The sequence below is a fragment of the Sporosarcina newyorkensis genome (assembly GCF_900167515.1).
GTDB classification, from domain to species: Bacteria; Bacillota; Bacilli; order Bacillales_A; family Planococcaceae; genus Sporosarcina; species Sporosarcina newyorkensis.
Map to the genome: position 1 here is coordinate 232,192 of NZ_FUYJ01000002.1, position 26,338 is coordinate 258,529.

A 26,338-nucleotide genomic window follows, 5' to 3' on the forward strand; every position below is an offset into this window, starting at 1 on the left:
TTTCATACTCATACATCTATATTTGGAAAGTAATCTAACCCCACCTGATAAATGTTCCGGGGGCGTCCTCTAGTGGCAGGTGCTTCCTGACCGACAATCTTCGCAATACCTGCATTTGTTAGGTTATTAAGAAGGCGGCGGGCATTACGTTCGGTCATTTTCAACCAATCAGCTACATCAAAGGCAGTAATAGTATGTTTACCGAGGTTTCTTTGAACCGACATAATTTTATTGAAAGAAGTAATAGATACCCCACATTCTTTCAACTTTTCACCGAAAACTTCATCTTCATTTCTAAACTCAAAGGAAATGCTCTGAGATCCATTAAGCGGTCCATTCACTGTTCCGTTATTTTCGACTGAAAAAGCAGTATTCGAGTTATAATTTTGTGCATGTAACAATGCTAGTCTTGCGTTTTCTTCGGCTGCCAGGGAGGAATCCCCGTATCCTATACCGATATTGGCTGGAAGATCTGTTATTAAGGCTAAGCTGTCGAGTAGCCTAACACTTTGATCGCCCGCATTTTGCAAGGAACCTCTAGTTGAAAATATAATAAAAGTCCCTGTGCCAATTGATAAAAATGAACCTGATATAGATTCTGTGAATGTTAAGACGGCGGATTGCAGTTCCAAATTCAAACGATGTAAATCATAGGAAAATGAATGAGGTTTTTCAATTTTATTAATATTTTCAATTGATATTAACATGACTGTTAACTGAGACTGTTTGAAATTCAGTGCTTCCCATTGTTGTAATGCAGAATTAAATGTCGATCGAACATTTGCCAAAGTTGGTGTGATTCTGTATACAGGTATTCCCTGAGAAGTTAATGCTTCATAGACATCACTCAAACAAGTAATGCATACGGATACTTTGCCTTCATTATAGAGATTGGAATGAAAGGCTACAATTTCATTGATAGGCGTAACTCCGCTGTATTCATAGAGATGGCATTGTTCATATGAGATATCCAGGAAGTGGTATGTCTCCAATATATCTCGTTCATCAAGCATGTCTATACTGACTTTAAGTAAATCATTATTACTCTTATACACGATATTCAACAGCGTTTTTGTTAAGCTGGAACCATTTAATTTTAAGTAGAAAAATAACTGTTTGGATGAACTCTTTTGCGCAAGGGAGTAGGGCGTAGCTCCAGAGAAAACCCAAATATCGATAATATGTTGGTTTTTTTCGACAATTTCAGTCGTTTCTATCGAATTTTTATATTCAAAACAAATAGGGATCATATTGCTGTCATATTCTTTCGCAATTTCATTCATAATTTCCACACTATCTTTTGGACCAACAATTCCTACTCTAGTTTTCATAGTTCATCTCCTCTGCTTAACGACATAAAAGAATTCTGAGATTGAGTGATACAAGAAACTAATGTTTTTACGGCTAATGGAATGACTTCTTCATCGATATCAAACTTTTCATTATGATGACCAGCAGATAGTGTTGTTCCAAAAACAACATAGGCCGCATGACCACCATTCTCTCTGACACGTGACATCATATAAGTTGCATCTTCTGAACCACCTGATGTGAAGGTAGTTGTTATTTTGCGGATGTCCTCAACCGTTTGAGCATTCTTCCATAAGATGTCCAGTAGGTCTTCATTCGGCGAACAAGTTGGAGCAGCACCCATTTCTTCAATATTCGTGTCCACTTCATACATATCTCCTGCAGCCTCTACGATTTTTCTTACTCGATCGAACATGTAATTGTTTATTTCTGTTGTAGCACCTCGAGTTTCTATTTGAAGTTCAGCCTTATTTGGAATAATATTGCGCCCGCTACCTGCATGGAAAACACCTACATTGATTCGTGATTCACCTGCACTGTGGGCTGAGATAGCATGCATATTTAGGGTTGCTGTTGCTGCTGCTAATAAAGCATTATTTCCTTCTTCAGGATTTGCCCCGGCATGTGCAGCTTTGCCATGAAAAGTGATATTCAATTTTGTGGTCGCTAAGAAACCCAAGTCACTGCATACAAATTCGCCCAGCTCTGCGCCAAATCCGATATGTTGAGAAATGAAAATGTCCACGTCATCAACGACACCGGCCTCTACCATTGATTTTGCACCTCGAACACCTTCTTCAGCAGGTTGAAATATAAATTTAACCTTGCCGTGCAAATCATCTTTAATTTCGGCTAAAATGGAGGCTATGCCAAGTCCTATTGACATATGTGCATCATGACCGCAGGCATGCATCATTCGATCGTTGATAGAGACAAAGCTTTCCTTGACCGGCACATGATTATCATCACTGGATTCCTGTAAATCTAAGGCGTCCATGTCAAAGCGTAAGCCAATTGTCGGACCGGGCCTCTCGGTATCGAGAATGCCAACCACTCCAGTGAAACCGTTACATAAGCGGGAGACCCATTCAGGATCTGCACCTTGTTGTATGGCGCGATGATAATGTTTATCCAAATAATCTTGATCAGGAACACCCATTCGTGAATGTGTATCCATCACATCGCGGCCAACATGTACCTCATACCCCCAATTGGAAAGTCGGGAAGCGATAAGGGAGGCTGTTCGAAATTCCACCCAGCCTGATTCTGCATACTTATGAAAGTCGCGACGCCATTTAATTAATAAGTTTTTTTTATTTTCTGTTATCTCTGAAATACGATTTATCATTAGAACCCTCCGCATATTGTATTATTTAGATATTTATTCAGTAAGAATAAGTCCCTAGCAAGTGATCAATTAAATAGTTGTCTTACTTTGGAGCAATCGAGATAATAGGCGTCTCCATTTGTGTTATCATGTTGCCGTATAAGATATCATAACCTCTATACCTATGAATATAATTAAATTTAGTAAAAGAGCTTGCGTACTTGATATATGACAAGTATATATTTGATTCACAAAAAGAATCAAACGAAAATCACTAATCAGATACGTCGCCAAAATCTAGCCAGTTATACAGAGGTTAAATATTTAGAATATTATGAAATGTTATTGACAATTAAATTTTTCACTGTATATTAGAATTCATAAGGGATTAAACGACTGACATACATTCTCGTTTTATAACAGAAGAAATTAAAGAGACAATTAAATATATACCGATTGCAATGATTTTGGCTTTGTTTGTAGATCTTTTATTTGGGTTTGAATCTCTCAGGTTTGTACCATTAGGTTTTTTAGTAGGGTCAATAACGACACATGTTGATACTGCCAACGTCATGCTTGGTAAAACGCAACCACTAGTACGTTGCACACTTTACTTGCCGGATTTCTAGAATGCTTTATGGAATAGAGTTAGAAGGTCAGTTGCCGATAGTTTTTAATCCGAATCGTCACGGTCCGCCTTGGTTTTATATTCTAGTTTTATTTTCCCTTTGCATTTTCCTTTTACTTAAAGGACTAACGCCAAGTGACTCATTACTAACATTTATTTTTGCCGGATGTTTTTGTTGGCTAGTTATTTATTTTATTGCACACTTGAATGTGGTCTTTCTATGTTTTGGTATCCAGATTTAAAGCGATCATTCAAAGTGCCAGTTGGTCTTCCTTTTCATTTTATTGGGATTGCTGGCATATTGTATGTCATGTTAATATGTCACCTGATGTTGCGATTAAAAAATGATTTATCAATAATCCTTTTTATTTTTAGGAATTAACGTTCTCTACAGTATGATCTGGATTAAGTTTGTTATGAAACGAAAGCTGCTCAAACTTATACCAATAGAAGAAGTGGTAGATATTACATCCAAATTATTTGAGGAACCCAAACCAGCAGCTATTAGTGAAAAGTTAGAAATAAAAAATAATACCAAAAGTGTTGACATCATTTACAATAGTCTGTATATTCTAAATAGAGTGTTATATGGTGAGCATTCCAATCAACGGAATCCAAAACACTTTACTTTTCTCAAAGAGAGAAATAGAGCAAGTTGTTATTTTTTTTACCATTAAAGGACGTTATAAGGAATTTGTCCGAATATTAATGTGGGAGGGACGAACATGGGAGCCGAAATTAGTGAGAAAGGGAAACTTGGAGCAATGGATAACCTAGTTTTCCGCGAAGTGATCGGACATTTTGCTAGTGGTGTTACGGTTATTACAACTAAGCATGAAGAGGTCAATTACGGAGTGACAGCAAGCGCAGTTTCTTCACTATCAGTTGACCCCCCGATGTTGCTGGTTTGTATCAATCAAGCGACCGGGACTTGTAATGCAATTTCCAAGGCGAAGGTTTTCGGCGTGAACATTCTACATGAAGATCAGGGAGACATTGCTTTACAGTTTGCTAGACCCTCATCAAACAAATTCGAAGGAATTGAAGCAGTTGAAGGAAGACTAGGAGAGCCAATTTTAAAAGATACACTTGCTCATCTTGAATGCAGGGTCGTCCAGGAAGTAACAGGCGGTACCCATTCTGTATTTCTTGCAGAAGTTGTGCATGCGAATTCGGAAGAACGGAACCCGCTAACATATTACCGTGGAAAGTTTGGGCGTTTCGTATCGCAAAACGATGAAATGGTTTACCTCGACCTTCGAAGTAAAGTATTGAAACGGGACTTCCAATTGATGGAGCCATTCAGTGTTGCAAGTTTGACAGAGACACTCGATGTTCCGAGACAAGTAATCTACCATGCTCTAACCAAATTGGAAGCAGACGGTCTAATTAAACGAAGTGACAATGGAGATTTCTCTGTTACGCCGCTAAGTATCGGGATGCTGACGGAAGCGTTGGAAACACGTTGTGCATTAGAAGTCGCAGCCATAGAAAAGACGGTCGGCAATATTTCCCAAGAGGAGTTATCTAATTTAAGGAAATGTGTAGAAGAAACGTTAGCCGATAAAGATAAAGGTATTACGGACATAGACAAATATATTGAAGCGAATATTTCGCTCCACGATTACACAATTGCTTTAACAAACAATGCTACTTTACTAGACTCCTATCGTCGTCTAACCGCTGAGGCAGTTATGACTAGTGCATTGCGGGTAGCGTTTGAAGCAAATGACAGTACTGCGCGCGAAGAACTTGATAAATTGACCGAAGATCATGCAGCTTTGTTAACAGCCTATGAAAATGGAGATAAGGAAGCGGCGAAGGCCATTGTCAAACAACATACAGAAGAAGCGAAAAAACTAGGTAAATACATTATTAGCCATGCAGGTGGCAGTATTTAAGGTCAAAATAAAAACAGATATCTAAGGAGGAATTTACATGGCTTTATTAACAGGAGACGATTACCGTAAATCACTAAATGATGGCAGGGAAGTATATATAGATGGAGAAAGAGTACATGACATTGCAAACCATCCAGCATTCAAGCCAATCATCGATGCAAAAGCACGTATGTATGACATGAATCATGAAGCGCAATACAAAGATAAATTAACAACGAAACTATCAGATGGCACTGAAATTTGCCGTGCGTTTAAATTACCGAAGACTAAAGATGATTTAAAAGGAATTCGTACGTACGTAGATACCGTTTTAGATGAACTAGGCGGAGTCGTCTACCGCGTAGGAGATGAAACAATCGGTGAAATGTGGTCACTATATGATGCACAGGATCGATTAAATGAAATTGATCCGACATATGCACAAAATATTAAACATCATGTGGATCGTGTGGCAAGAGAGGATTTATTCCATGTATCCGCTAACACGGATCCCAAAGGTGATCGCAGTAAATTGATCAACGGTGAAGATGGTGGAACACTCCTTCATATCGTTGCTGAAAATGATAAAGGAATTGTAGTACGTGGTGCGAAATTTGAAACTGCTGCTGCATATGCACACCAAGCATTTGTAAAACCGACAATTTCCAATTGGTCAAATTCTAGCGTCAATATGGAAAACTATGCAGTTGGATTCATTTGCGACATGGGATCTCCAGGTTTGAAGCACATCTGTCGCTCACCTGTTGGTGCTGGAAAAGATCCAGTAAACTATCCGCTATCTAGCAAGTTTGAAGAAATTGATACACTATTGATTTTTGATGATGTGTTGATTCCATGGGAGAATGTGTTATTCCACCGTAACTTGGAATCAGCAAAATATATCCGCGCGACGGTTCACCGTTATTCTTCATACAATTACGTACTACGTATTTTGAGAAGAGCAGATTATCTAATTGGGGCTGCGTTATTAAATGTAGAACAAACGGGCTTGACTAAGCTTCCTGCAGTACAAGATAAACTTTCCCAGCTAATCAACTACCGTGAAACAATTAATGCTCATCTAACAGCGGCTGTTTCAGAAGCACAAGTATCACCAGGTGGATTGATGATGCCAAATCAGTCTCTACTATATACTGGACGCGTTCACGCACTAAAGCATTTCCCTGAAATGGCGCATTTAGCACGTGAGTTGGTAGGTGGACAATTGGCAGTAACACCTGATATGGAAACAATGAAAGATCCACAAATCAAGCAATATATTGATCGTTTCTATTCTGTCGGTGAGTGGAGCTCAGAAGAACGTGCGAAATTACTCTACTTTGCACGTGATCTGCTAAACTCTTCCCTTGCTGGACACCAAATTACATTTGAATTGTTTGCACAGAGCCCGCCATTTGCACAACATGCAGCTGTCTTCAACAACTACGATTTGTCACCGAATCGTGAGATGGTTATGAAAGCTGCGAATCTATCATCTCAATTAGCACTCCAATCATAAATAGCCGTCCCGCTTCAGCGGGACAGCACTTATATTGAAATTAAATCGCGAGGGAAGAGGTGTCGTACATGAAGGTTCATAAATCCAAGACATTAAAGCTTCCGGAGTGTGTCTTGACAATCGGTGCGTTGGATGGACTACATATTGGTCACCAAACACTGATAAAGCATGCCCGTGAGCGTGCTGTGAAATTGGGTGTGCCACTTGTCGTGTATACATTCGACCCTCCGCCAAAAGTTTTCTTTCAACACGTGAAATTACTATCGTCTTTACCAGAGAAGTTGGAAATGCTTGAAAAACTGGATGTAGATCACGTGGTAGTAGCGCAATTCAATGCGGAATATATATCGCAGGGCGTTGAACGATTTCTAGGGGAATTGAAAGATCTGAAGCCAATAGAAATTTGTGAAGGTCATGACTTTCGCTTTGGAAGAGGCAGGGAAGGCGATGTGAATACATTACGTAAGTATTATAATGTGTCCATTCTGGAGCCGGTTATGTGTGATGCAGGGAAAACAATTTCTTCAACAAGAATCAGGGAACTATTTGAAAAAGGGGAAGTTGAAGTAGCGAATCAATTGTTGGGATGGAATCAATTCAAGTCAAATGTTCGTAGGACAGAACATGATTTAGTTGAAAAATAATGAAAAATATTCGGAGGTATGATGAAGATGACAATTTACGAAGATACGAAAAAAGTGGAAATTAAGCGTTACAGAAAGTTTAAGACAGATGAATTTTATCCGTCAGATTTAGGAGAGCCTGAACACCATATCGTCAATGAACTAAGTATGGCTGTTCGTGCTGGAAACCGGATTTTCCTTCGTGGTCAAACAGGGTTTGATTTGGAAGGGAATTTCCACGGCATTGGCGATGTGGCTGCACAGACGGATATGGCATGCCGTTGTGTAAAACAGCTGATCGAAGAGGCTGGCGGATCAGTGAAAGATATTTGTAAGATGACGGTTTATATTTTGAGTCGTGAAGATCGCAGTAAAGTATATCCGGTCATTGCCAAGCACTTCAAAGATGTGTATCCATGTAGCACAGGCCTAATTATTAGCGGATTTGCAATGCCTGAAATGTTGATGGAAATTGATGTAGAAGCAGTTATTAGTGAATAAAACTTAAGCAACATGAATAAATGATCAAGACATAATGGAGGGTCATCATGAAATTTACGAACACTTTTTCAGTTGCAGGACGATGCGAAAAAACAGGGGCATTAGGGGTTATTGTAACTTCCAGCAGCCCCTCAGTAGGTGCTAGATGCCCATGGGCAAAACAGGGAGTTGGCGCGGTACTAACACAAAATGTGACGGATCCGAGGTTAGCCAATATCGGCCTGAACGTTTTGGAAAATGGTTTTGACGCTGAATCTGCAATTAATGCAATGAAGGAATCAACACCGTTTAGAGAATACCGCCAATTGGCGGTAGTTGATGCAAATGGTGATTCCGCTGTCTTTACAGGTGATAAAGCACTTGGAGTACACGGTGAATTCTCGGCTAAAAACGTCGCAAGTATCGGAAATCTATTAAGTGATCCAAACATTCCAGAACAAATGGGGAACACTTTTTTAGAAGTTGAAGGATCGTTGGCTGACCGATTAATTGCTGCAATTTCTAAAGGATTTGAGATGGGAGGCGAGTTGGATCAAGAGCACTCTATCGGTTTACTCGTTTACAAAGAGGATGCTTTCCCGTTTGTAGATCTACGGATAGATTACAGTGACCACCCGCTTGATGACTTGAAAAGGGCATGGGAAATTTACGGCCCGCAAGCCGAAGAGTATCGTATCAGAGCGATTACACCTGAAGCAGCTCCTTCATACGGTGTTAAAGGAGACGAATAATCCACACACATCTATACCAAATAAAATATGTAGTCATAGACCTAATAATCTAAGACTACATATTTTTAATTTATCATCGGTCAAACTCTCTTCAGGCGGAGAATGTATGTTAAATACACCCCAATTCAGTGATGTTCAGACACTTACAGTACTTAGTTTGAAAACGGGAAACAATTGAGCTTAATTGATATTCCAATACGTTTCAAAGGAGTGAGATATATGAGTATTAGAAGTTTCCGAGCGTTCTATATCATCATAAGTACATTATTATTTTCAACAGTTTTATTTCCAATGTTCACTTTTGGAAATAAAGCGTATCCATTAATATTTGGACTACCATACAGCTTTTTTTGGATAATATTGTGGATTGTAATTACTTTTATGGCAGTTTTAATTTTATATTTCATAGACCCAGATAAAGAGGAGGGATAGAAGTATGGAACATTGGCAATTTTCGATGCTTATTATGGTGTTATATTTAGTGATTGCACTTGTTGTGGGCGTATTGGCTGGAAGAGGAACAAACAAAGCTTCATTAGAAGAGTTTACTACAGCCGGCAGAGGGTTAGGATTATTTTTAACATGGTTTTTAATGGGTGGAGCCATATTTAGTGCCTTTTCTTTTTTGGGTGCTCCGGGATGGGCATTTACGCGCGGTGCTCCTGCATTTTACATACTAGCCTACTTGGCGTTCTCACTTTTGCCTTGGTATATTTTAGGTCCGAAGATTGGAAGAATCGGGCGCAAATTCAATCTTTATTCGTTAGTTGGTTTTATTCAGACACGATTTCAAAGTAAAGCACTTGGGATCCTAGTAGGTTTTATTGCCTTCTTTGCTTGCATTCAGTATTTAGCTACTCAATTACGCGGGATGGCTATTATTTTCAATATTATGACGGAAGGTCGAATTGCTTTTTGGTTTGGCGCTTTAGTTGCTTATGCAATTGTCGTTACTTATGTGGCGACAGGTGGGCTGCGTGCTGCAGCTTGGTCAGATGTATTCCAGGGTGCTTTAATGATTACTGTTTCTTGGGTTGTCGGAATCATGATTGTAAAGAAAATGCATGGGACGACAGGGGAAATGTTTTCAAAAATTGCAGCGGCTGACCCAGACTTCCTTCGTATTGGCACGGATGGTTCCACAATGTCTGCAGCAGCTTTTACCTCGGTCATATTGGTCTCAGTCATTGGATTTCTCATGTGGCCGCATATGTTCGCGCGATCTTATTCTTCCAATGCACCGACGATTAAAAAGACCGTTATCGCCTATCCGCTGTTTGCTTTGCTGATCATTCCTCTATTACTTGCAGGATTTGCAGCGGTCGGAGTTGTCGATGTGAATGCTGTTGGAGAATCTGATCAAATATTACCTTATTTAATTACGACATTTTTATCCTTGCCAGGTTGGCTGTATGGACTTGTAGGTGCGGCGGCACTAGCTGCAGCCATGTCGAGTGCTGATGTCATTACACATAGTGCATCAATGGAATTTACAGACGGAGTCATTAAAAATATGTTGCCGAATTTAACAGAAAAAGTGACACTGATGATTATGCGAAGTGCAGTAGTGGTCATTGGCGCTATGGCTTATTTAATCGCCGTATTTGGAGGGCAAGGCGTTGTCGCTTTATTATTGGGAGCGTATGGCTCAATTATTCAGTTTACCCCAGGTGTGTTGAGTGCCCTGTATTGGAAACGAGTTACATCAAAAGGGGTATTTATGGGTATAGTGGTGGGGTTTGCTGTCAATTTCTACTATCAACTAGTTGCGACCACAACGCCATTTGAAATACATCCAGGTCTTATTGGTTTAATTGCCAACACAGTTGTGATGATTGGAGTCAGCTATATGACAAAGCCAGAGGACAGTACTATCATAGAGAGCTATGTTGAGGATCGAAAAAAGGTGTCGAAAAAAGAAAAGAAAGATATAGCGCCTGATATACCGGCAGATACTTATTAAATTTTTGACCATCAGAACAATGAAGGGGAAGGGGAATGGCGATGCAAATTCAGCTGCCACGATTAGTAGATGATCTTGAAAGTTATGCAATGTACGGTCGAAATGAACGTGGGGGGATTACCCGTCCAAGTTTTTCACGAGAAGACTTGCAGGTTCGAATGCGTTTTATTAAAGAGTTACAAGATCTTGGCCTGGAAATAACGGTTGATGGAATTGCGAATATCTGGGGGAGATTAAAAGGAAGTGGAAAGAAGGAAGGTAGCATCGTAATTGGATCACATTTGGACACGGTTCCGAACGGCGGGAAATACGATGGGGCACTTGGCACACTTGTTGCGAAAGAAATCATCCGTACGATTATCGAAAAAGATATTACTCTCGATCACGATTTGGAAATAGTCTCTTTCACTGCAGAAGAATCAAATGATTTTGGCCTGTCCACATTAGGTAGCCGTGCTTTTGTTGGGATGTTGACGGAAGACGAACTTAGAAAGGCTGCGGATTCCAAAGGTCTGCCTTTAAGCGAAGCCTTAGAGACGGTAGATGGAGATATCAATCGGATTCATGAAATGGCAACAATGCACGATGAGAAAAAGGCCTTTGTTGAGATGCATATCGAACAAGGTAAACGTTTGGAATCCAATGATAAATCAGTAGCTATCATCAATAGCCTGGTTGGAGTTTATCGAAGCAAGGTGACTGTAATGGGTGAAGCCAATCATTCGGGAACGACCATGATGCCTCACCGCAGTGACGCCCTTACAGCCACTGCTGAAATGATTCTTGCTGTTGAAAAGATTTGTGGAGATGACGAGACGGATTTGGTCGGCACGGTAGGGAAATTGGATGTACAGCCGAACGCCATCAATATTATCCCTGGGCAAATAGATTTCGTTCTGGAAATCAGAGGTGAGTGCCAAGAGAGAATGGACCGGATTATAGATGAAATTGAAGAGAACTGGCGCGGTATTTGTAAGCGCCGAGATGTACAGTTTAAACAAAGTATTTTGCAACAGCAAGAACCAACAAAATTGGATGAAAAGATTGTTTCAATGCTACAAAAGTCTGCTGAAGAAATGTCTGTTCCTTATATGACTTTCACGAGCATGGCAATTCATGATGCTGCCAATATGTCACGTATATCAAGATCTTCTATGATTTTCGTGAAGAGTATAGATGGGAAAAGTCATTGTCCTGAGGAATACAGTACTTCTGAAGACATTAAAATTGCAAGTGATGTGATGCTGAACGGTATCCTTGCGATTGATCGACAGCTTGATTAACTGTTCATGTTTTAAAAGAAATAACGCCTCTTAGATTCTCTATTATATTGTAGACCGCAAATAATGTTTTTTGGTAACCCTGTACTAACGGAGCTACTCTATTTCACAACGGATTATCAATTGTATTTGATATCAGTCTAGAAAGGGATGAATTGATGTGAGGTATCGAAAAGAAAGTGATTCTTTGGGGGAGAAACAGATTCCCGCAAATGCATATTACGGCATTCAAACAGCCAGAGCTTTGGATAATTTTCCGATTACGGGAGAAAAGCCGCATCCGGAATTGGTTCGCTCTATAGCGATCATTAAGAAAGTTGCTGCCAAGGCCAATGCGGAGATTGGATTATTGGATAGCTCTGTCGCGGCAGCTATCAAGAAAGCTGCCCAAGAAATGGAACTAGGGATGTGGAATAACCAGATTGTCGTAGACACTATACAAGGGGGAGCAGGCACATCATTGAACATGAATGTTAACGAAGTCCTTGCCAACCGTGCAATAGAGATATTGAAAAATTCGGATGTCTCCGTCAGTACGAACTCTCATGTAAACATGTCTCAGTCAACAAATGATGTGATTCCAACAGCGGTCCACCTTACGCTGCTCAAAATGGCTAAAGGCTTATGTGCGAGTTTGAATGCTTTGCATGAACAGTTGGTTATTAAAGAAAATGAATTGGATGATGTGATCAAAATGGGCCGTACTCATTTGCAAGACGCTATCCCGATACGGCTGGGTCAAGAATTCGGCGCTTATGCTTGTGTTATTAAACGAGACATAGCCCGTATTGAACAATCTACACAGCAGCTAAACAAAATCAGTATAGGGGCTACAGCGATAGGAACGGGTCTGAATGCAAGGATTGACTATCGTGAAAAGGTCATGGAATTCCTGATTGAAGAAACGGACTACCCATTGGAAACAGCAGAAAACTTAGTGGATAGTACACAAAATACGGATCGTTATACTGAAATCTCTTCCACATTGAAAATTTTGGCTATCAATCTATCAAAAATCGCAAATGACTTAAGGTTATTATCCTCTGGCCCTTTGACAGGTTTTAATGAAATTAACTTACCTGCAAGGCAACCAGGTTCATCTATTATGCCTGGAAAAGTGAACCCGGTCATTCCGGAAGTCATTAATCAAATATCATTCCAAGTTATCGGAAACGATCATACGATTTCCCTTGCTTCCGAGGCGGGGCAATTGGAACTTAATGTAATGGGTCCGGTAATTGTATCCAATTTATTGAAGTCCTTTACAATACTTACAAATGGGATAGACGTTTTATCAGAGTTTGCGATTAAGGGAATTACAGCAAATGTCGAACGTTGTAGAGGGTTAGTGGAATCGAGTGTTGGAATCGTAACCGCGATTAATCCGCATGTCAGCTATGAAGTTGCCGCTAAAGTTGCCAAGGAGGCACTTGTCTCGGGCAAGTCGGTACGATCAATCTGTTTGCAGGAAGGGCATTTAACCGAAGAAGAGCTTGATATTATATTGGATGCGAAAGAAATGACTGAACCTGGGATCTCTGGGTCTGTATTGTTGAAGAAAACAGTAGGAATATCCTAACTAAATTTAGCTCCGCAACCTTTTCCAAATAGATTGTAGGGTTTTTTAGTAAATATATGAAGGAAGTGAAAACGGTAGAATTTGAACCTTGACGATTAGTGTGGAATTTTATAATAAAATGTCTTAAATGATAATTAATTTGTTATGAGGTTAATATGTGAAAAGTTATTGACATTTGTCAGAAAACACTCTATATTCTTACTTGTATAGAAGAATGCTATAAAGGCAGAGTATTTTACTATTTAAGGTCTATTAAAGGACAGTTTCTTAATTTACTATGTAAAAGGAATTAATTCACTATGAAAGCACTTACATTCTAGTAGACTTAATTCCGTTTTTTTATACTTAAAACTGGGAGGTGTGAAAAAAAGTATTTAACCCGCTGTTGAGCTATCTTCGGCAGTTCATGTATCTTTGCCAGTAAAGGGACTTAGAAGTAGATTCGTAAAAATCTTAGGGGGAATAAAAATGACAATTAGTAAAAAGAAGTTTTACGGGTTAATTACTTTTTTCATGGTGCTAACGCTAATTTTAGCGGGATGTTCAACAGACGGTACATCTTCAGATGCTGAAGCATCCAGCAAGGGAGATACGATACGTATCGGCTTACAGGCTCCTATGACAGGAGATAACGCACAATATGGACAGGACATGAAAAATGGTGTGGATTTGGCATTTAAAAAGATCAATGCGGAAGGTGGAGTTAACGGAAAGAAATTGGAGTTAATTGTGGGAGACGATAAAGCGACACCCTCTGAAGCAGTTGCAGTTGTAAATAAAATGATCATGAATGACAATGTGAAAGCTATAATCGGCGGGTATAATTCATCACCGACATTGGCGGCTCAGGAAGTATCAAAAAATGCAAAAGCACTTCACATTCACATGGGAGCAAGCCCCGAGTTTACTACTTTAGATAATGAATATTTGTTTCGTATTATACTAACCGGCCAAGTATATGTCCCGGCAGTTCTGCAATATATGGCGGAAGAGAAGGGGACAAAGAAAATTGCTTCGTTATACGAAAACACGGACTATGGGATTACAATGCTAGATTCTGCAAAGCAGGCAGCCAAGTCTTTAGATGTTGAGTTTATTGCAAATGAAACGTATAACCCGGGTGATAAAAACTTCTCCTCCCAATTATCAAAAATTAAAAAGCTTAAACCAGATGCTGTAATGATCGTGGGTCTCTATAATGAGGTGGCTTTAATTGCACAACAGGCAAAGCAGGCAGGACTAGATGTTCAGTTCTTCTCTCCTGATGATTCGATGTACTCCGAACAGCTAATTGAATTAGGTGGAGACGCTGTTGAAAATCATATCTTCGCATCTATGATTAATATGGACATGGATACGGAAGCAATGAATGAGTTTATGAAATTGAGTGAAGAAAATAAGATTGAACCTGAAGCAAATACAGCCATTGCCTATGATGCTGCTATGACACTTGCCAATGCCTTTGAAGAAGGCGGAGACTCTCCTGAAAAGGTCCGTGACGCATTGGCGAAGTCACAATTAAACGGAACAACTGGTACCATTCAATTTGATGAAGATGGGGAGCGTTCAAATGCCCCGATGATTATGCAAGTCAAAGACCAAAAATTTGTAGTAATCCAAGAATAGGGTGATTATATATGATTGTCGATCAGTTAATAAACGGGATTGTCATGGGAAGCGTATATGCACTAATGGCGGTTGGTTACACGATGGTTTGGAATGTCTTGCGATTCATCAACTTCGCTCACGGTGAGGTATATATGGGTGGGGCGTTTGTTGCAATCACCACTATGTATCTCGGAGCCCCGGTTTGGCTGGCTTATACATGTGGAATGTTGGCGGGTGCATTATTAGGCTATTTGATGGAAAAAATAGTGTACAAGAGAATGCGTACAGCCCCTAAATTAAACTTGCTTATTGCGGCAATCGGAATTGCTATTGTACTGCAGAACGCAGCACAGCTGATCTGGGGAGCTTCACCTGAAAGACTGGCATCCCCTTTCCTTGCAAACAATGTAAATGTCGGGGGTATGATGGTTAACCAACACTACATCTTCATTATTATCGTGACAATCGTTGTTATGCTCCTTTTAGAATTTTTCATGAACCGGACTTTGATGGGGAAGGCAGTTCAAGCTGCCTCCCAAAACATCCAAGCAACCGAGCTGATGGGCATCAATGCAAACAAAGTGATTTCGATTACATTTGCTATTGGATCGGGCGTCGGTGCCCTTGCTGGTATACTGGTCGGTCCTGTATTCCTTGTCTACCCGACAATGGGTGTATTTGCCGGACTTAAAGGATTTACTGCATCTGTTATGGGGGGCATGGGGAATATACCGGGGGCAGTGGTTGCGGGTTTGATGCTAGGTGTGCTCGAAAGTTTCGCAGCCGGATTTATATCTTCCGGTTACAGGGATGCAGTTGCCATGGTCATCTTGTTGGTAATCCTACTGGCACGACCGCAAGGGATCTTCGGTAAAGTCGTCGCAGAAAAAGTATAAAGGAGTAGAAGTCATGGAACATATCAGGAAGTTGGGATACCGCAAGCTGATGTTGCTCATCGGAGTAATTGCTTTGCTGATGATACCGCTTGGAATAACGAATCCATACTTTATGTACGTCATTAATCTAATCTTAATCTATATTCTACTAGTACTTGGATTGGATTTAATAGTGGGTTACACAGGTCAAGTGTCCTTAGGTCACGGTGCATTCTTTGGGTTAGGTGCATACATTGCAGCTGTTTTTTCAACAAATTTTGGAATCTCTTTTTGGCTTACCCTGCCAATGGCTATCATCGCGACCGGCGCAATTGGTTTTGTAATAGGGTTTATTGGGCTAAAACTAATTGAGGAATATTTGGTAATGGCCACTCTTGCCTTTGGTACGATTATTTGGCTGGTTTTTCTGAACTGGACAAATCTAACAGGCGGTCCCATGGGGATTGCGTTAATTCCTCCACCGCCGCCAATGAATTTTGGTATCTTTGAGTTATCCTTTACTCAATACGCTGACTATTATCCCCTTTTCCTGTTCTTTGTGATTGTAGCAATCGGCATTACAAAACTGCTGATTAATTCCGGTTTCGGCCGGGCCTGTACAGCGATCCGGGATGATGAATTGGCGGCACAGTCCATGGGGATCCCGGTATTTAGAACGAAGGTTGTAATGTTTACGATCTCAGCTGCTTATTGTGGAGCGGCAGGTACATTATATGCGCACTTCATTCATGTAGTGAGCCCGGAAACTTTCAATTTTACAATGTCTGTCACAATCTTGACGATGGTTATGATCGGTGGTCAAGGATCCATTATAGGTGCCGTATTAGGTGCATCCCTGCTCACTGTTTTTTCCGAAGCCTTACGTGCGGCTCCAGAGTTGCGCATGCTGATCTACGGACTATTAATTGTCATCATGATGATGTTTTTCCCAAGAGGTATCATGGGGATTATCCATATGTTTAGACAACGTCTCGAAAAACGTTCTTTAGGAAAGAGGACGAAAGGAGGAAACGATCCAGTAGATGTAAAGAAAGAGGGGCTAGGCTATGAATAAATCGGATATGACTGATACCGCTATTTTGACGGTAAAGGGACTTTCTAAATCATTCGGAGGCGTCAAAGCGGTAAATGATCTAACTTTTTCAGTACAAAAAAATCATATACACGCAATCATAGGTCCCAATGGTGCCGGTAAGAGTACATTATTTAATTTAATTACTGGAATTATAAGTCCCGATGACGGAGAAGTACGCTTCTTTAACAATAATATAACTTCTTTGAGATCTGATCGTATTGCGCAGCATGGGGTTTCGAGAACTTTCCAAAACATTCGGCTGTTCCCGGATATGACGGTCTTCGAAACGGTGTTGATAGGAACCTATTTACTAACAGGCGCGAAGCTCGTTCCTGCAATACTATTAACAAAATCTTTCAGGGAAAAAGAAAAAACGGCTAGAAAAAGCGTGGAGGAAATATTGAAGTTTGTGGGATTATGGGACGTCCGAGATGAGTATGCAGCACAGTTATCTTACGGAAATCAAAGAAGAGTAGAAATTGCAAGAGCGTTAGCAACCAAGCCGCAGCTATTACTGCTGGACGAACCTACTGCAGGGATGAATCCAAAAGAGACCAAGGAATTAATGAATTTATTTACGGCCGTAAATGAAGAAGGGATTACAATCCTGATTATCGCTCATGACATGAACTTGGTGAACACATTATCAGATCAAATTACAGTGATAAATTTTGGAGAGAAACTTGTAGAAGGGACTGCTGATGTTATTCAAAAACACCCTGCAGTTATCGAAGCCTATATGGGGAAGGTGGAGGCTAATGCTTAAAGTACAGGGGTTAAACACCTATTATGGTCAAGTATGCGCATTGGAAGATATGAATATTCATGTAAAAGAACGGGAAGCAGTCTCTGTCATCGGTGCAAATGGAGCGGGAAAGAGTACGTTGCTAAAAAGTATAATGGGAGAGGTTAAACCCAAAAGCGGTGAGATTAAATTAGTTGATAAAACGATAACGAACTCAAGAACCTTTCGTTTAGTTAATCATGGTATGACATTAGTGCCTGAGGGAAGACAAGTCTTTCCGTATTTATCCGTTTGGGATAATTTGATTTTAGGCGGTTATACGCTAAATCAGAAAGACCGCGCCAAAATGGCAGAAGAGGTATCAGAACCATTTCCGATTCTTAGAGAGCGAAAAAACCAAATGGCTGGATTATTATCTGGCGGAGAGCAACAAATGCTTGCCATTGCTCGGGCAATGATGGTGAGTCCGAAATTATTATTGCTTGACGAGCCATCTATGGGATTATCGCCAAGGCTTGTTTATGAAGTGTATGAAAAGATTACAGAATTGCACCAGCGAGGAACAACAATATTGCTGGTAGATCAAAATGCTGAAATGGCCATTGATTTCTGTGACCGTGCATATGTCCTGATGGCAGGACGCCTTGTAGGTGAAGGAACAAAGCAAGAATTGAAGGATACAGAAATTGTACGAAAATCCTATCTAGGATAAGGAAGGGATATCTTTTTAGCTAACAGGAATAAAATATATCTCGAATTGATTCTTCTGTTGTGATAATTTAAATTAATACAATAGAATTCGTGTTTACATCTATTTAAAGAAAATCTAAATAACGATTCCATAAGTCGATTTGAGAACGACTTATGGAATCGTTTTTCTTTTTTAGACTAAATTGCTTAATAGTTGACTTTACTTAGTCCACCCCCTAAACTAATATTATTAGTTTAGGGGGTGGACTATTTTGAAAGAGCAATTACAAGAAGCTGTAGAGCTGTTTGAAGAAGTAATAATCTATGGTACGGAACACGTTGTCAAAAATCTTAACATTCCTATATGGAAAGAATACTCGCCGGAGCAAATCCAAGTATTGAAGATTCTTTCCACCTACGGAAATCTTTCGAGTGGACAGCTGGCAGAAATCCAAGGCGTGCATAAAAGTGCCATTTCTACTCGATTGAAGAAATTGGTGGAGAAAGAACTGGTCAAATCGGAGAAAGATCCGAACGACCAGCGCACGAACCGTATTTCATTAACACCAAAAGGCAATGAAGTACTGTCTGCCTCAAATGAAGCAGTCTATGAAAGTATCGAAAGTCTATTCAAAGATCGGATTGACGAGCAAGAGCTTGAACAATTCATCGGTACCTTCCGTAAGCTCAAAGATATTTTAGTAATGAAGGGGATGTAATGTGTGAAAACCGTTTTAAAACTTAAATGGCCGATAGCAATCGGTTTAATTATATTGACTGCTGTATTATTCATAGCAGCTCCTGACTTGGCGAAGCAGGCGGAAGATGCCGGATCGTTCCAGTTACTCGACAGCGCTGATTCGCAAAAAGCAGCAAAAATGTTGGAGGCTGCAGGTGAAGCAGAAGAAACGTTGTCACTCGTATATCCGCTAGAGAAAGCAGCAGATGAAGTGAAAAAGAAAGAAATTTCTGCGACAGCGAAAGAAATCAAGGATCTCAGCAAAACGGTAACAGAAGTGCTGGACCCATTTGAAAGTGAAGAGATGGAAGACCAGCTCGTTTCTGAAGATAAGAAAACAGTCTTAGTACCGATTACAGTCGACGGGACACAGGATGAAATTATCACGTTGGCAGATCAAATTAAAACGGAAGTATTGCCGAAAGACCAGACCATCTATATGACTGGTGAAGCCATTATTAATGATGACGTCAATGAAAGTGCGCAAGAAGGACTGAAAAAGACGGAACTGATTACAGTAGTATTGATTTTCGCTTTATTGCTCATCGTTTTCCGTTCAATCGTCACGCCGTTTGTTCCATTGGTGGCTGTCGGTATTACGTATTTATTGAGCCAATCTTTTGTGGCATTTTTCATCGATTGGTTCGGTTTTCCGGTATCCAATTACACTCAAATCTTCTTAGTGGCTATTTTGTTCGGTTTAGGTACGGATTATTGTATTCTGTTGCTGAGTCGCTACAAGGAAGAGTTACTTGCGGGGCATGAAGTGGAAGAAGCGATTGTTAACACGTATAAGACGGCTGGCCGCACATTGTTCATCAGTGCGCTCGCAGTGTTTATTGGTTTTGCGGCAATCGGTTTTGCAGATTTCCCGATCTTTAAATCAGCAGTGGCTGTAGCCGTCGGAATCGCAGTGCTGCTGGTCATTCTCTATACGATCGTACCGTTATTGATGTCGATATTGAAGGATAAATTATTCTGGCCATCTAAAGGTGCAGCGTCTCATAAAGATAGTAAACTGTGGATTGCGTTCAGTAAAGTATCCGTTATGCGTCCGCTCGTATCTATGCTGGTTGTCGCTGTCATTACCATTCCTCTTTTATTGACTTATGATAATGAGTTGTCTTTCAATACAGTAGATGAAATCGACAGCAGCAAAGAATCGGTTAAAGGATTGAATCTAATTTCCGAGGCGCTTGGAGAAGGGGATTCATTGCCGGTGCAAGTATTGCTGAGAAAAGATTCTCCGATCGTCAAGGAAGGCGATGTGACATATCTGGAAGCGATCGCTCGTGACTTAGAAAAAGTAGAAGGCGTCAAAAGCGTTCGTACGGTTACGCGTCCGACAGGCGAGTTGTTGGAAGACTTGTATGTAGATCATCAAATTGCCTTAATGGCAGATGGATTAAATGAAGCAACCGATGGATTGGATGAAATCGGTAAAGGACTTGGCAGTGTACAAGGCGGATTAAATCAAATTGGTGGGCAGTTGCCAGCCGGTTCCGCAGGCGGAGATGGACTACGCCAAGCAGCAAACGGTGTAGAGCAAATTAATGGGCAGCTTATGCAAATTGCCGGCGGATTGCAGCAGGGAATGCCTGCCGCACAAGCAACAGGCGGATTAAATGCCCTTAGTACAGAACTTGAGAAAATCAGTTCGGGAATTGCTGGCGCAGCCTCCCAAGTTGATCAGGGCGGTTCACAAATTGGTGCACTCAGCGGTGGTTTGAAAGAATTGTCCGGCGGTGTGAAGGCCGCTAAAGATGGTTTGGCTGAAGTCAGCAAAGGTTTGAATGAGCTTGCTGAAATGCTGAATGATATGGGCGACACGAAAAGTGTTCGGGATACAGGGTTATTCATTCCATCCGGCACGCTTGAAAACGAAGAGTTCAAGCCGGTTATCGATCGCTATACATTCGATAAGGAAAAGGGAATTTTAATGGAAGTCATTTTGACAGAAAATCCATATTCTCGTGAAGCGATTTCGACAGTGCATGATATCAAGGATACAGTCAAACGCTCTGTAATCGGGACTCCTTTCGAAGATGCGGAGCTTGCGTTTAGCGGGATTTCCAGTATGAACTCAGATTTGGATGATATTTCATCTGCCGACTTCACACGCACGGTAACGATTATGCTAGTCGGTTTGTTCATCGTGCTGTTCATTTTGTTCCGTTCAGCAATTATGCCACTTTATATGATTGGTTCATTGCTGTTAACATATTATACAGCTGTTTCCATTACGGAGCTCATTTTCGTAAATGGTCTTGGGTATGATGGTATCAGTTGGGCAGTACCGTTCTTCGGTTTCATCATGTTGATTGCGCTGGGGGTGGACTATTCCATCTTCTTGCTGGATCGTTTCCGCGAAGAGAGCATCGGTGGGATGAAAACGAAGGAAGCTCTTATGCATTCGATGGCGAAGATGGGAACAGTCATCATTACGGCGGCTGTTATCTTAGCCGGTACGTTTGGAGCGATGATGCCTTCTGGAGTATTAAGTCTAGTGCAGATCGCGACGATTGTGATTTCGGGATTGCTGTTGTATGGCTTGATCATTCTGCCATTGTTGATTCCGGCAATTACGGTTTCATTCGGTCGCGGAGTATGGTGGCCGTTTAGAGGTTGAATAAAATTGTAAAGAAGAAATCAGGCCGTTCGAGAAGTCGTTTTCACATGACTTTTCGGACGGTTTTTACTATTTTGTCTTAAAAGGTGGTATGACAGAGGAAATGTGCGGTTTGTGATCCGTTTGGTGCGGTGTAAACCGGGATTGGCCCGGTTTGCCATTATTATTGTGCGGTTCAGAAGACTTTTGGTTCGGTTCGACAGTACTTTGGTTCGATGTGACGGTATCTTGGTTCGTTCCTCTTCATTTCTTGCCCACTCACGGGAGAAAGAGGGAGCGCAGAAAGATAGTTTCGACTTTCGGTTTAAGGGTAGATAGGAAGAAACTATAGGCAGGAGAGATTCATAGATGAAATTACATACAGGTTCTTTGTTTTGGGAAACTACAGTTGACATAAAAAGCTTTAAAAATGGTGCTAGGAAGGAATTATATGATATTGCAATTATAGGCGGCGGAATGTCGGGCGCGCTTTGTGCCTTTGTTTTAGCGCAAGAAGGCTATTCGCTCGTTATGATTGAACAGAATGAAGTGGGAGGGGGCAGTACTTCAGCCAACACTGGTTTATTGCAATTCTCAAATGATATTATGCTTCATGAATTGATAGAAGAAATCGGGGAAGAGCAAGCAGTAGAGTTTTATCTTTCTTGCAAAAAAGCGTTGCAGCAGCTTCAGGAAGTTGCTGACCATACGTCATTTAATGTCAATTTCCATACACGAAACAGCCTGTATTATGCAAGTACAGAAGAGGATGTTTCAAGATTAAAAAAAGAATATGAGGCATTACAGAAATATGGCTTTCCGGTGGAATATTGGGAGCGGGAAGACATTGAGGCGCGTTTCCCATTTTCGCAGCCTGCTGCAATCGTCACGAAAGGGGACGCAGAAGTAAACCCCCTTCGCTTATGTATCGGGGCAATTCAATACGCCTATGAAAAAGGGATGGATGTTTTTGAATATACAGAAGTTCTGGAGATCGATGATCAAGATGAATATGCAGTAATAAATACATCAGAGGGAGATTTTTATACTCGGACTGTCGTAGTGACAACAGGTTACACACCGGCTCCAGAATTAGACGTTCCTCAGAAAGACCTCAAAATCACATACGCTGTCGCTACGCAGCCAATAGAGGATCTATCGTTTTGGCATGAGCGCATGATGATATGGGAGACAAAACGTCCTTACTTATATATGCGTTTGACGGATGATCAGCGAATCATTGCTGGCGGGCTTGATCAAGATGCCGAGAAGCTGCTAAGTTCAACAGATGCAACTGAAAAAAAGTTCGATGAGTTGAAAAGTGAATTGAAGAAGCTTTTCCCGAATGAAGAAATTCGATCTGAACATGAGTGGGTTGCTGTATTTGGAGAGTCGACTGATGAACTGCCAGTCATTGGCCGTCATCCAAATGAATCGCATGTCTATTATTTAATTGGGCTAGGTGGAAATGGCACAGTTTACAGCATGCTTGGTGCTTATTTGATACGAGATGAGATAACTGGAAAAGGAAATTCTAATCAATCTATATTGGAAGTTGAGAGATGAAAAACATCTGAAGAATAGTTCATTCTTCAGATGTTTTTTTGAGCATTTTTATAAAATTTTTTCGTTTATCATTTCAATTTATAAATTTTTTAACTTAATTAAAAAATCTATGTTGATATAATTTTCTAACTATTATATACTAAGATAACAAATTGTCTGACTAATTAACAGACAGATAAAATTATAGAAAAGAAGACGAGAAAGAAGGGGTTTTATGCTTACATTTTTATCATCAATCGTCTTGCTGATTGTGGGATATCTAGTGTATTCAAAAGTGGTTGAACGAGTTTTCGTTATTGACGATTCGCGAAGAACACCGGCCTATACCCAAGCAGATGGTATGGATTATGTACCAATGAGCTGGTGGAAGGGCTGGTTGATTCAATTATTGAACATTGCTGGACTCGGTCCGATTTTCGGAGCGATTGCAGGAGCGTTATATGGTCCTGTTGCATTTATTTGGATTGTGTTCGGCAGTATTTTTGCGGGTGCTGTCCATGATTACTTTTCAGGCATGCTGTCCTTAAAGCATGGAGGCGCACAATTTCCTAAAATAGTAGGAGAATATTTAGGAGATTTTGCACGCCGTTTTATTAATGTAATTTCCGTTGTATTGATGGTATTAGTTGCGGCAGCTTTCACGGCAGGGCCCGCACAGCTCATTTCGTCTATTACACCTTTATCATTCATGGTGTCACTTATTTTGATATTCGGATACTTTGTTTTAGCTGCAATTTTACCTATTAATAAGATTATTGGACGTTTGTATCCGGTATTCGGGATTGTCTTAATTATTATGGCTGTTGGGATTGGGGTCGCTTTATTATTTGGAACAGAAAAAATCCCGAATTTAACACTGCAGAACTTGCATCCAGGTGATTTACCAATTTGGCCGCTTTTGATGGTGACGATTTCTTGTGGAGCAATCTCGGGCTTCCATTGTACACAGAGCCCGATTGTTTCAAGAACAATGAAGAAGGAATCAGAAGGCCGTAAAGTATTCTACGGAGCGATGATCGCAGAAGGAGTTATTGCGATGGTTTGGGCTGCTGCCGGCATGACGTTCTTTGGCAGTACAGCGGGTTTACAAGAAGCGTTGGCAGCAGGGGGACCTGCGGGGGCAGTCAATGAAATTTCAAGTACATTATTAGGTTCGTTCGGTGGGCTATTGGCTATTTTAGGTGTCATTATTTTGCCTATCACTACAGGCGATACAGCACTTCGTTCGGCACGAATGATTTTCACTGAAGCGGTATCCAAGTGGATGGATCCTAATAAAAAGTGGGTCGTTTTAGCGGTTACACTTTTATTGGGCGCACCTATGTTTTATTTGTCGATGATCGATTATTCGTTCTTATGGCGCTATGTTGGCGGTACGAATCAACTAGTCGCAGCTGTAATGCTGTGGACCGCCACCTCTTATCTAATGAGGGAAAACAAAGCACATTTGATTGCGGGGATTCCTGCATTGTTCATGACAGCAGTCGTCATAACGTATTGGATGTATGCACCGGAAGGTTTGAGCTTAAGCTATGGAGTTTCTGTGGGAACAGGAATTGTAGTTTCAGCAGCTATTGGCGTATTCTATGCACTAAAGGTCATTCAATCCAAACAGCAACGCGCAGTCGTGAAAATAGGGTAAGAGAAAGGCTCTCAGCGACATTTTGCTGAGAGCCTTTTCGTGCCATCCGACTTAAAATGTGATGACGCCAAGTGCCATTGTGATAAGGAATAGGACAATACTGAAACCCCACATGATTAAGAAAGAGTAACGGATGTGCTTACCCATCTCGAGACCCGCTAAGCCGAGTGCCAACCAAAGGGCAGGTGAGAAAGGACTGACGAATGTACCGATGATATTTCCGACAATCAATGCATAGGCAATGGAGATTGAAGGTACACCGAAGCCAGACACAACCTGTTCTACAATCGGCAACAATGCAAAGTAATAAGCATCCGTACTGAGTAATAAATCAAAAGGAACACCAAAGAATCCAATGATGATGTGTAAATAAGGCACTATAAATGCCGGAAGAATTTTCACCAAATCCGTTGCAATGGAATCCAGCATATTGGCTCCATTCAATATACCTAAGAATGAACCAGCGGCTAAAATGATAGCTGCCATAAGCAAAGCATTTGGCGCATGGGCTTTAATTCGGTCCATTTGTTCATTCACTGTACGATAATTCAATGGCAATGCCAAACTGAATCCTATCATAAAGATAAAGCCGGCCGGGACTTTACCCCAAACGAGTAAACCGATAACAGTCAGTGCAATGACTACATTAATCCAAAGCAGTTTAGGACGGTGAAGAGAGTTAGCTGTTTTGGTTGATTCATCCTCAACCTCATCGAATATGGACTCACCTTCGTCAGAAGAATCATCTGTAACCTTTCTGACAATTCGACGTTTTTCGCGCATTCCAAGAACAAAGGCGACTGCAACTAATAACACCAAACCAATCACTTGGATTTTAATCAAAGGACGCCATAATTCAGTGACATCAACGCCAAGGACGGCGGCAGCACGCCCAAGGGGACCTCCCCAAGGCACCATATTGACGATACTCGCAGACGTACCAACGAGTAATAATAATAAATATGGGCTCATTCTCAACCGTTTATAAAGAGGTAATAAAGCTGGAATCGTAATCAAAAATGTTGAAGCGCCTGAACCGTCTAGCTGGGCGATCGCAGCAATGACAACAGTCGCCATCGATACGGCAATCACATTTCCTCGAGATACTTTGATCATTGTATTGATAAGTGGATCAAAGACTCCCGCATCTTGCATAACTCCGAAGAACAGAATTGCGAAGATGAACATAATGACGACACTGATGACCGAGTCAATACCACTCCCGAAGAACTCTCCAATTTCTTTAAAGTTGTATCCGGCAAAAAATGCTCCGAAGATTGGTACAATGACCAGACCAACAATCGGTGTGATTCTGCCGCTGATCAGAAGAGCGACAATTATGAAAATAGTTAATAACCCTATGATACTCAACATAGCTTTTCCCTCCAAAGTACAAGTTATGAAAGAAAGGTGTAAGCGGATACAAA

20 protein-coding genes are annotated in these 26,338 nt (G+C 40.8%); 17 read left to right on the plus strand and 3 right to left on the minus strand.

The window, feature by feature from the left end:
* Nucleotides 1-8 precede the first annotated feature (8 nt).
* The gene (locus B5D59_RS05445; RefSeq protein WP_078817188.1) at nucleotides 9-1,331 is read right to left on the minus strand and encodes a helix-turn-helix domain-containing protein; all 1,323 of its coding nucleotides are present in this window, start codon (nucleotides 1,329-1,331) and stop codon (nucleotides 9-11) included.
* Complete coding sequence (locus tag B5D59_RS05450; protein ID WP_050804639.1) at nucleotides 1,328-2,659, minus strand: amidohydrolase; 1,332 nt, start codon at nucleotides 2,657-2,659, stop codon at nucleotides 1,328-1,330. Before B5D59_RS05450 ends, B5D59_RS05445 begins: the two co-directional genes overlap by 4 nt.
* A gap of 1,332 nt (nucleotides 2,660-3,991) precedes the next feature.
* Between B5D59_RS05450 and B5D59_RS05460 the strand changes: the two genes are divergently transcribed.
* The 17 genes from B5D59_RS05460 (at nucleotide 3,992) to B5D59_RS05545 (ending at nucleotide 24,911) form a co-directional block, all read left to right on the plus strand.
* On the plus strand, nucleotides 3,992-5,167 hold the full coding sequence (locus B5D59_RS05460) for a flavin reductase (protein WP_009765968.1): 1,176 nt from the start codon (nucleotides 3,992-3,994) through the stop codon (nucleotides 5,165-5,167).
* Nucleotides 5,168-5,204: 37 nt separating this feature from the next.
* On the plus strand, nucleotides 5,205-6,665 hold the full coding sequence (locus tag B5D59_RS05465) for a 4-hydroxyphenylacetate 3-hydroxylase family protein (RefSeq protein WP_009765967.1): 1,461 nt from the start codon (nucleotides 5,205-5,207) through the stop codon (nucleotides 6,663-6,665).
* Nucleotides 6,666-6,733: 68 nt separating this feature from the next.
* Complete coding sequence (locus tag B5D59_RS05470; RefSeq protein WP_009765966.1) at nucleotides 6,734-7,309, plus strand: FAD synthetase family protein; 576 nt, start codon at nucleotides 6,734-6,736, stop codon at nucleotides 7,307-7,309.
* A gap of 27 nt (nucleotides 7,310-7,336) precedes the next feature.
* Nucleotides 7,337-7,789, plus strand: coding sequence for a RidA family protein (locus tag B5D59_RS05475; RefSeq protein ID WP_139365951.1), 453 nt, complete (start codon nucleotides 7,337-7,339; stop codon nucleotides 7,787-7,789).
* A 47-nt stretch (nucleotides 7,790-7,836) separates the two neighbouring features.
* The gene (locus tag B5D59_RS05480; RefSeq protein ID WP_009765964.1) at nucleotides 7,837-8,520 is read left to right on the plus strand and encodes a DUF1028 domain-containing protein; all 684 of its coding nucleotides are present in this window, start codon (nucleotides 7,837-7,839) and stop codon (nucleotides 8,518-8,520) included.
* A gap of 436 nt (nucleotides 8,521-8,956) precedes the next feature.
* Entirely contained in the window at nucleotides 8,957-10,483 is a 1,527-nt protein-coding gene (locus tag B5D59_RS05490) for a sodium:solute symporter family protein (RefSeq protein WP_009765962.1), read from the plus strand.
* 35 nt (nucleotides 10,484-10,518) lie between these two features.
* Entirely contained in the window at nucleotides 10,519-11,766 is a 1,248-nt protein-coding gene (locus tag B5D59_RS05495) for a Zn-dependent hydrolase (RefSeq protein ID WP_009765961.1), read from the plus strand.
* A gap of 157 nt (nucleotides 11,767-11,923) precedes the next feature.
* Nucleotides 11,924-13,342, plus strand: a complete 1,419-nt coding sequence (locus B5D59_RS05500) for an aspartate ammonia-lyase (RefSeq protein ID WP_009765960.1) — start codon at nucleotides 11,924-11,926, stop codon at nucleotides 13,340-13,342.
* A gap of 468 nt (nucleotides 13,343-13,810) precedes the next feature.
* On the plus strand, nucleotides 13,811-14,968 hold the full coding sequence (locus B5D59_RS05505; RefSeq protein WP_009765959.1) for an ABC transporter substrate-binding protein: 1,158 nt from the start codon (nucleotides 13,811-13,813) through the stop codon (nucleotides 14,966-14,968).
* 11 nt (nucleotides 14,969-14,979) lie between these two features.
* Complete coding sequence (locus B5D59_RS05510; RefSeq protein WP_009765958.1) at nucleotides 14,980-15,846, plus strand: branched-chain amino acid ABC transporter permease; 867 nt, start codon at nucleotides 14,980-14,982, stop codon at nucleotides 15,844-15,846.
* A gap of 13 nt (nucleotides 15,847-15,859) precedes the next feature.
* Nucleotides 15,860-16,900, plus strand: a complete 1,041-nt coding sequence (locus B5D59_RS05515) for a branched-chain amino acid ABC transporter permease (RefSeq protein ID WP_009765957.1) — start codon at nucleotides 15,860-15,862, stop codon at nucleotides 16,898-16,900.
* Nucleotides 16,893-17,687 carry an ABC transporter ATP-binding protein gene (locus B5D59_RS05520; protein WP_009765956.1) on the plus strand — a complete coding sequence of 265 codons (795 nt, stop codon included), beginning with the start codon at nucleotides 16,893-16,895 and terminating at the stop codon, nucleotides 17,685-17,687. Before B5D59_RS05515 ends, B5D59_RS05520 begins: the two co-directional genes overlap by 8 nt.
* Nucleotides 17,680-18,378 (plus strand): ABC transporter ATP-binding protein, encoded by a 699-nt coding sequence (locus B5D59_RS05525; RefSeq protein ID WP_078817189.1) that lies wholly within the window; start codon nucleotides 17,680-17,682, stop codon nucleotides 18,376-18,378. Before B5D59_RS05520 ends, B5D59_RS05525 begins: the two co-directional genes overlap by 8 nt.
* Before the next feature lie 250 nt (nucleotides 18,379-18,628).
* A complete protein-coding gene (locus tag B5D59_RS05530; protein WP_009765954.1) occupies nucleotides 18,629-19,075 on the plus strand; it encodes a MarR family winged helix-turn-helix transcriptional regulator in 447 nt (148 codons plus the stop codon).
* Nucleotides 19,076-19,078: 3 nt separating this feature from the next.
* A complete protein-coding gene (locus B5D59_RS05535; protein ID WP_009765953.1) occupies nucleotides 19,079-21,724 on the plus strand; it encodes an MMPL family transporter in 2,646 nt (881 codons plus the stop codon).
* 348 nt (nucleotides 21,725-22,072) lie between these two features.
* On the plus strand, nucleotides 22,073-23,269 hold the full coding sequence (locus tag B5D59_RS05540; protein ID WP_078817190.1) for an NAD(P)/FAD-dependent oxidoreductase: 1,197 nt from the start codon (nucleotides 22,073-22,075) through the stop codon (nucleotides 23,267-23,269).
* 214 nt (nucleotides 23,270-23,483) lie between these two features.
* Nucleotides 23,484-24,911, plus strand: coding sequence for a carbon starvation CstA family protein (locus tag B5D59_RS05545; protein ID WP_078817191.1), 1,428 nt, complete (start codon nucleotides 23,484-23,486; stop codon nucleotides 24,909-24,911).
* A gap of 51 nt (nucleotides 24,912-24,962) precedes the next feature.
* Here B5D59_RS05545 and B5D59_RS05550 read toward each other — a convergent pair whose 3' ends face one another.
* Entirely contained in the window at nucleotides 24,963-26,285 is a 1,323-nt protein-coding gene (locus tag B5D59_RS05550) for a CitMHS family transporter (RefSeq protein WP_245799464.1), read from the minus strand.
* Nucleotides 26,286-26,338 lie beyond the last annotated feature (53 nt).

Coding starts and splice junctions, on each gene's coding strand:
- B5D59_RS05490 (WP_009765962.1), top strand. CDS start 8,957: ATGGAACATTGGCAATTTTCGATGCTTATTATGGTGTTATATTTAGTG.
- B5D59_RS05495 (WP_009765961.1), top strand. CDS start 10,519: ATGGCGATGCAAATTCAGCTGCCACGATTAGTAGATGATCTTGAAAGT.
- B5D59_RS05445 (WP_078817188.1), bottom strand. CDS start 1,331: ATGAAAACTAGAGTAGGAATTGTTGGTCCAAAAGATAGTGTGGAAATT.
- B5D59_RS05520 (WP_009765956.1), top strand. CDS start 16,893: ATGAATAAATCGGATATGACTGATACCGCTATTTTGACGGTAAAGGGA.
- B5D59_RS05480 (WP_009765964.1), top strand. CDS start 7,837: ATGAAATTTACGAACACTTTTTCAGTTGCAGGACGATGCGAAAAAACA.
- B5D59_RS05505 (WP_009765959.1), top strand. CDS start 13,811: ATGACAATTAGTAAAAAGAAGTTTTACGGGTTAATTACTTTTTTCATG.
- B5D59_RS05525 (WP_078817189.1), top strand. CDS start 17,680: ATGCTTAAAGTACAGGGGTTAAACACCTATTATGGTCAAGTATGCGCA.
- B5D59_RS05470 (WP_009765966.1), top strand. CDS start 6,734: ATGAAGGTTCATAAATCCAAGACATTAAAGCTTCCGGAGTGTGTCTTG.
- B5D59_RS05545 (WP_078817191.1), top strand. CDS start 23,484: ATGCTTACATTTTTATCATCAATCGTCTTGCTGATTGTGGGATATCTA.
- B5D59_RS05450 (WP_050804639.1), bottom strand. CDS start 2,659: ATGATAAATCGTATTTCAGAGATAACAGAAAATAAAAAAAACTTATTA.
- B5D59_RS05465 (WP_009765967.1), top strand. CDS start 5,205: ATGGCTTTATTAACAGGAGACGATTACCGTAAATCACTAAATGATGGC.
- B5D59_RS05475 (WP_139365951.1), top strand. CDS start 7,337: ATGACAATTTACGAAGATACGAAAAAAGTGGAAATTAAGCGTTACAGA.
- B5D59_RS05460 (WP_009765968.1), top strand. CDS start 3,992: ATGGGAGCCGAAATTAGTGAGAAAGGGAAACTTGGAGCAATGGATAAC.
- B5D59_RS05515 (WP_009765957.1), top strand. CDS start 15,860: ATGGAACATATCAGGAAGTTGGGATACCGCAAGCTGATGTTGCTCATC.
- B5D59_RS05540 (WP_078817190.1), top strand. CDS start 22,073: ATGAAATTACATACAGGTTCTTTGTTTTGGGAAACTACAGTTGACATA.
- B5D59_RS05510 (WP_009765958.1), top strand. CDS start 14,980: ATGATTGTCGATCAGTTAATAAACGGGATTGTCATGGGAAGCGTATAT.
- B5D59_RS05550 (WP_245799464.1), bottom strand. CDS start 26,285: ATGTTGAGTATCATAGGGTTATTAACTATTTTCATAATTGTCGCTCTT.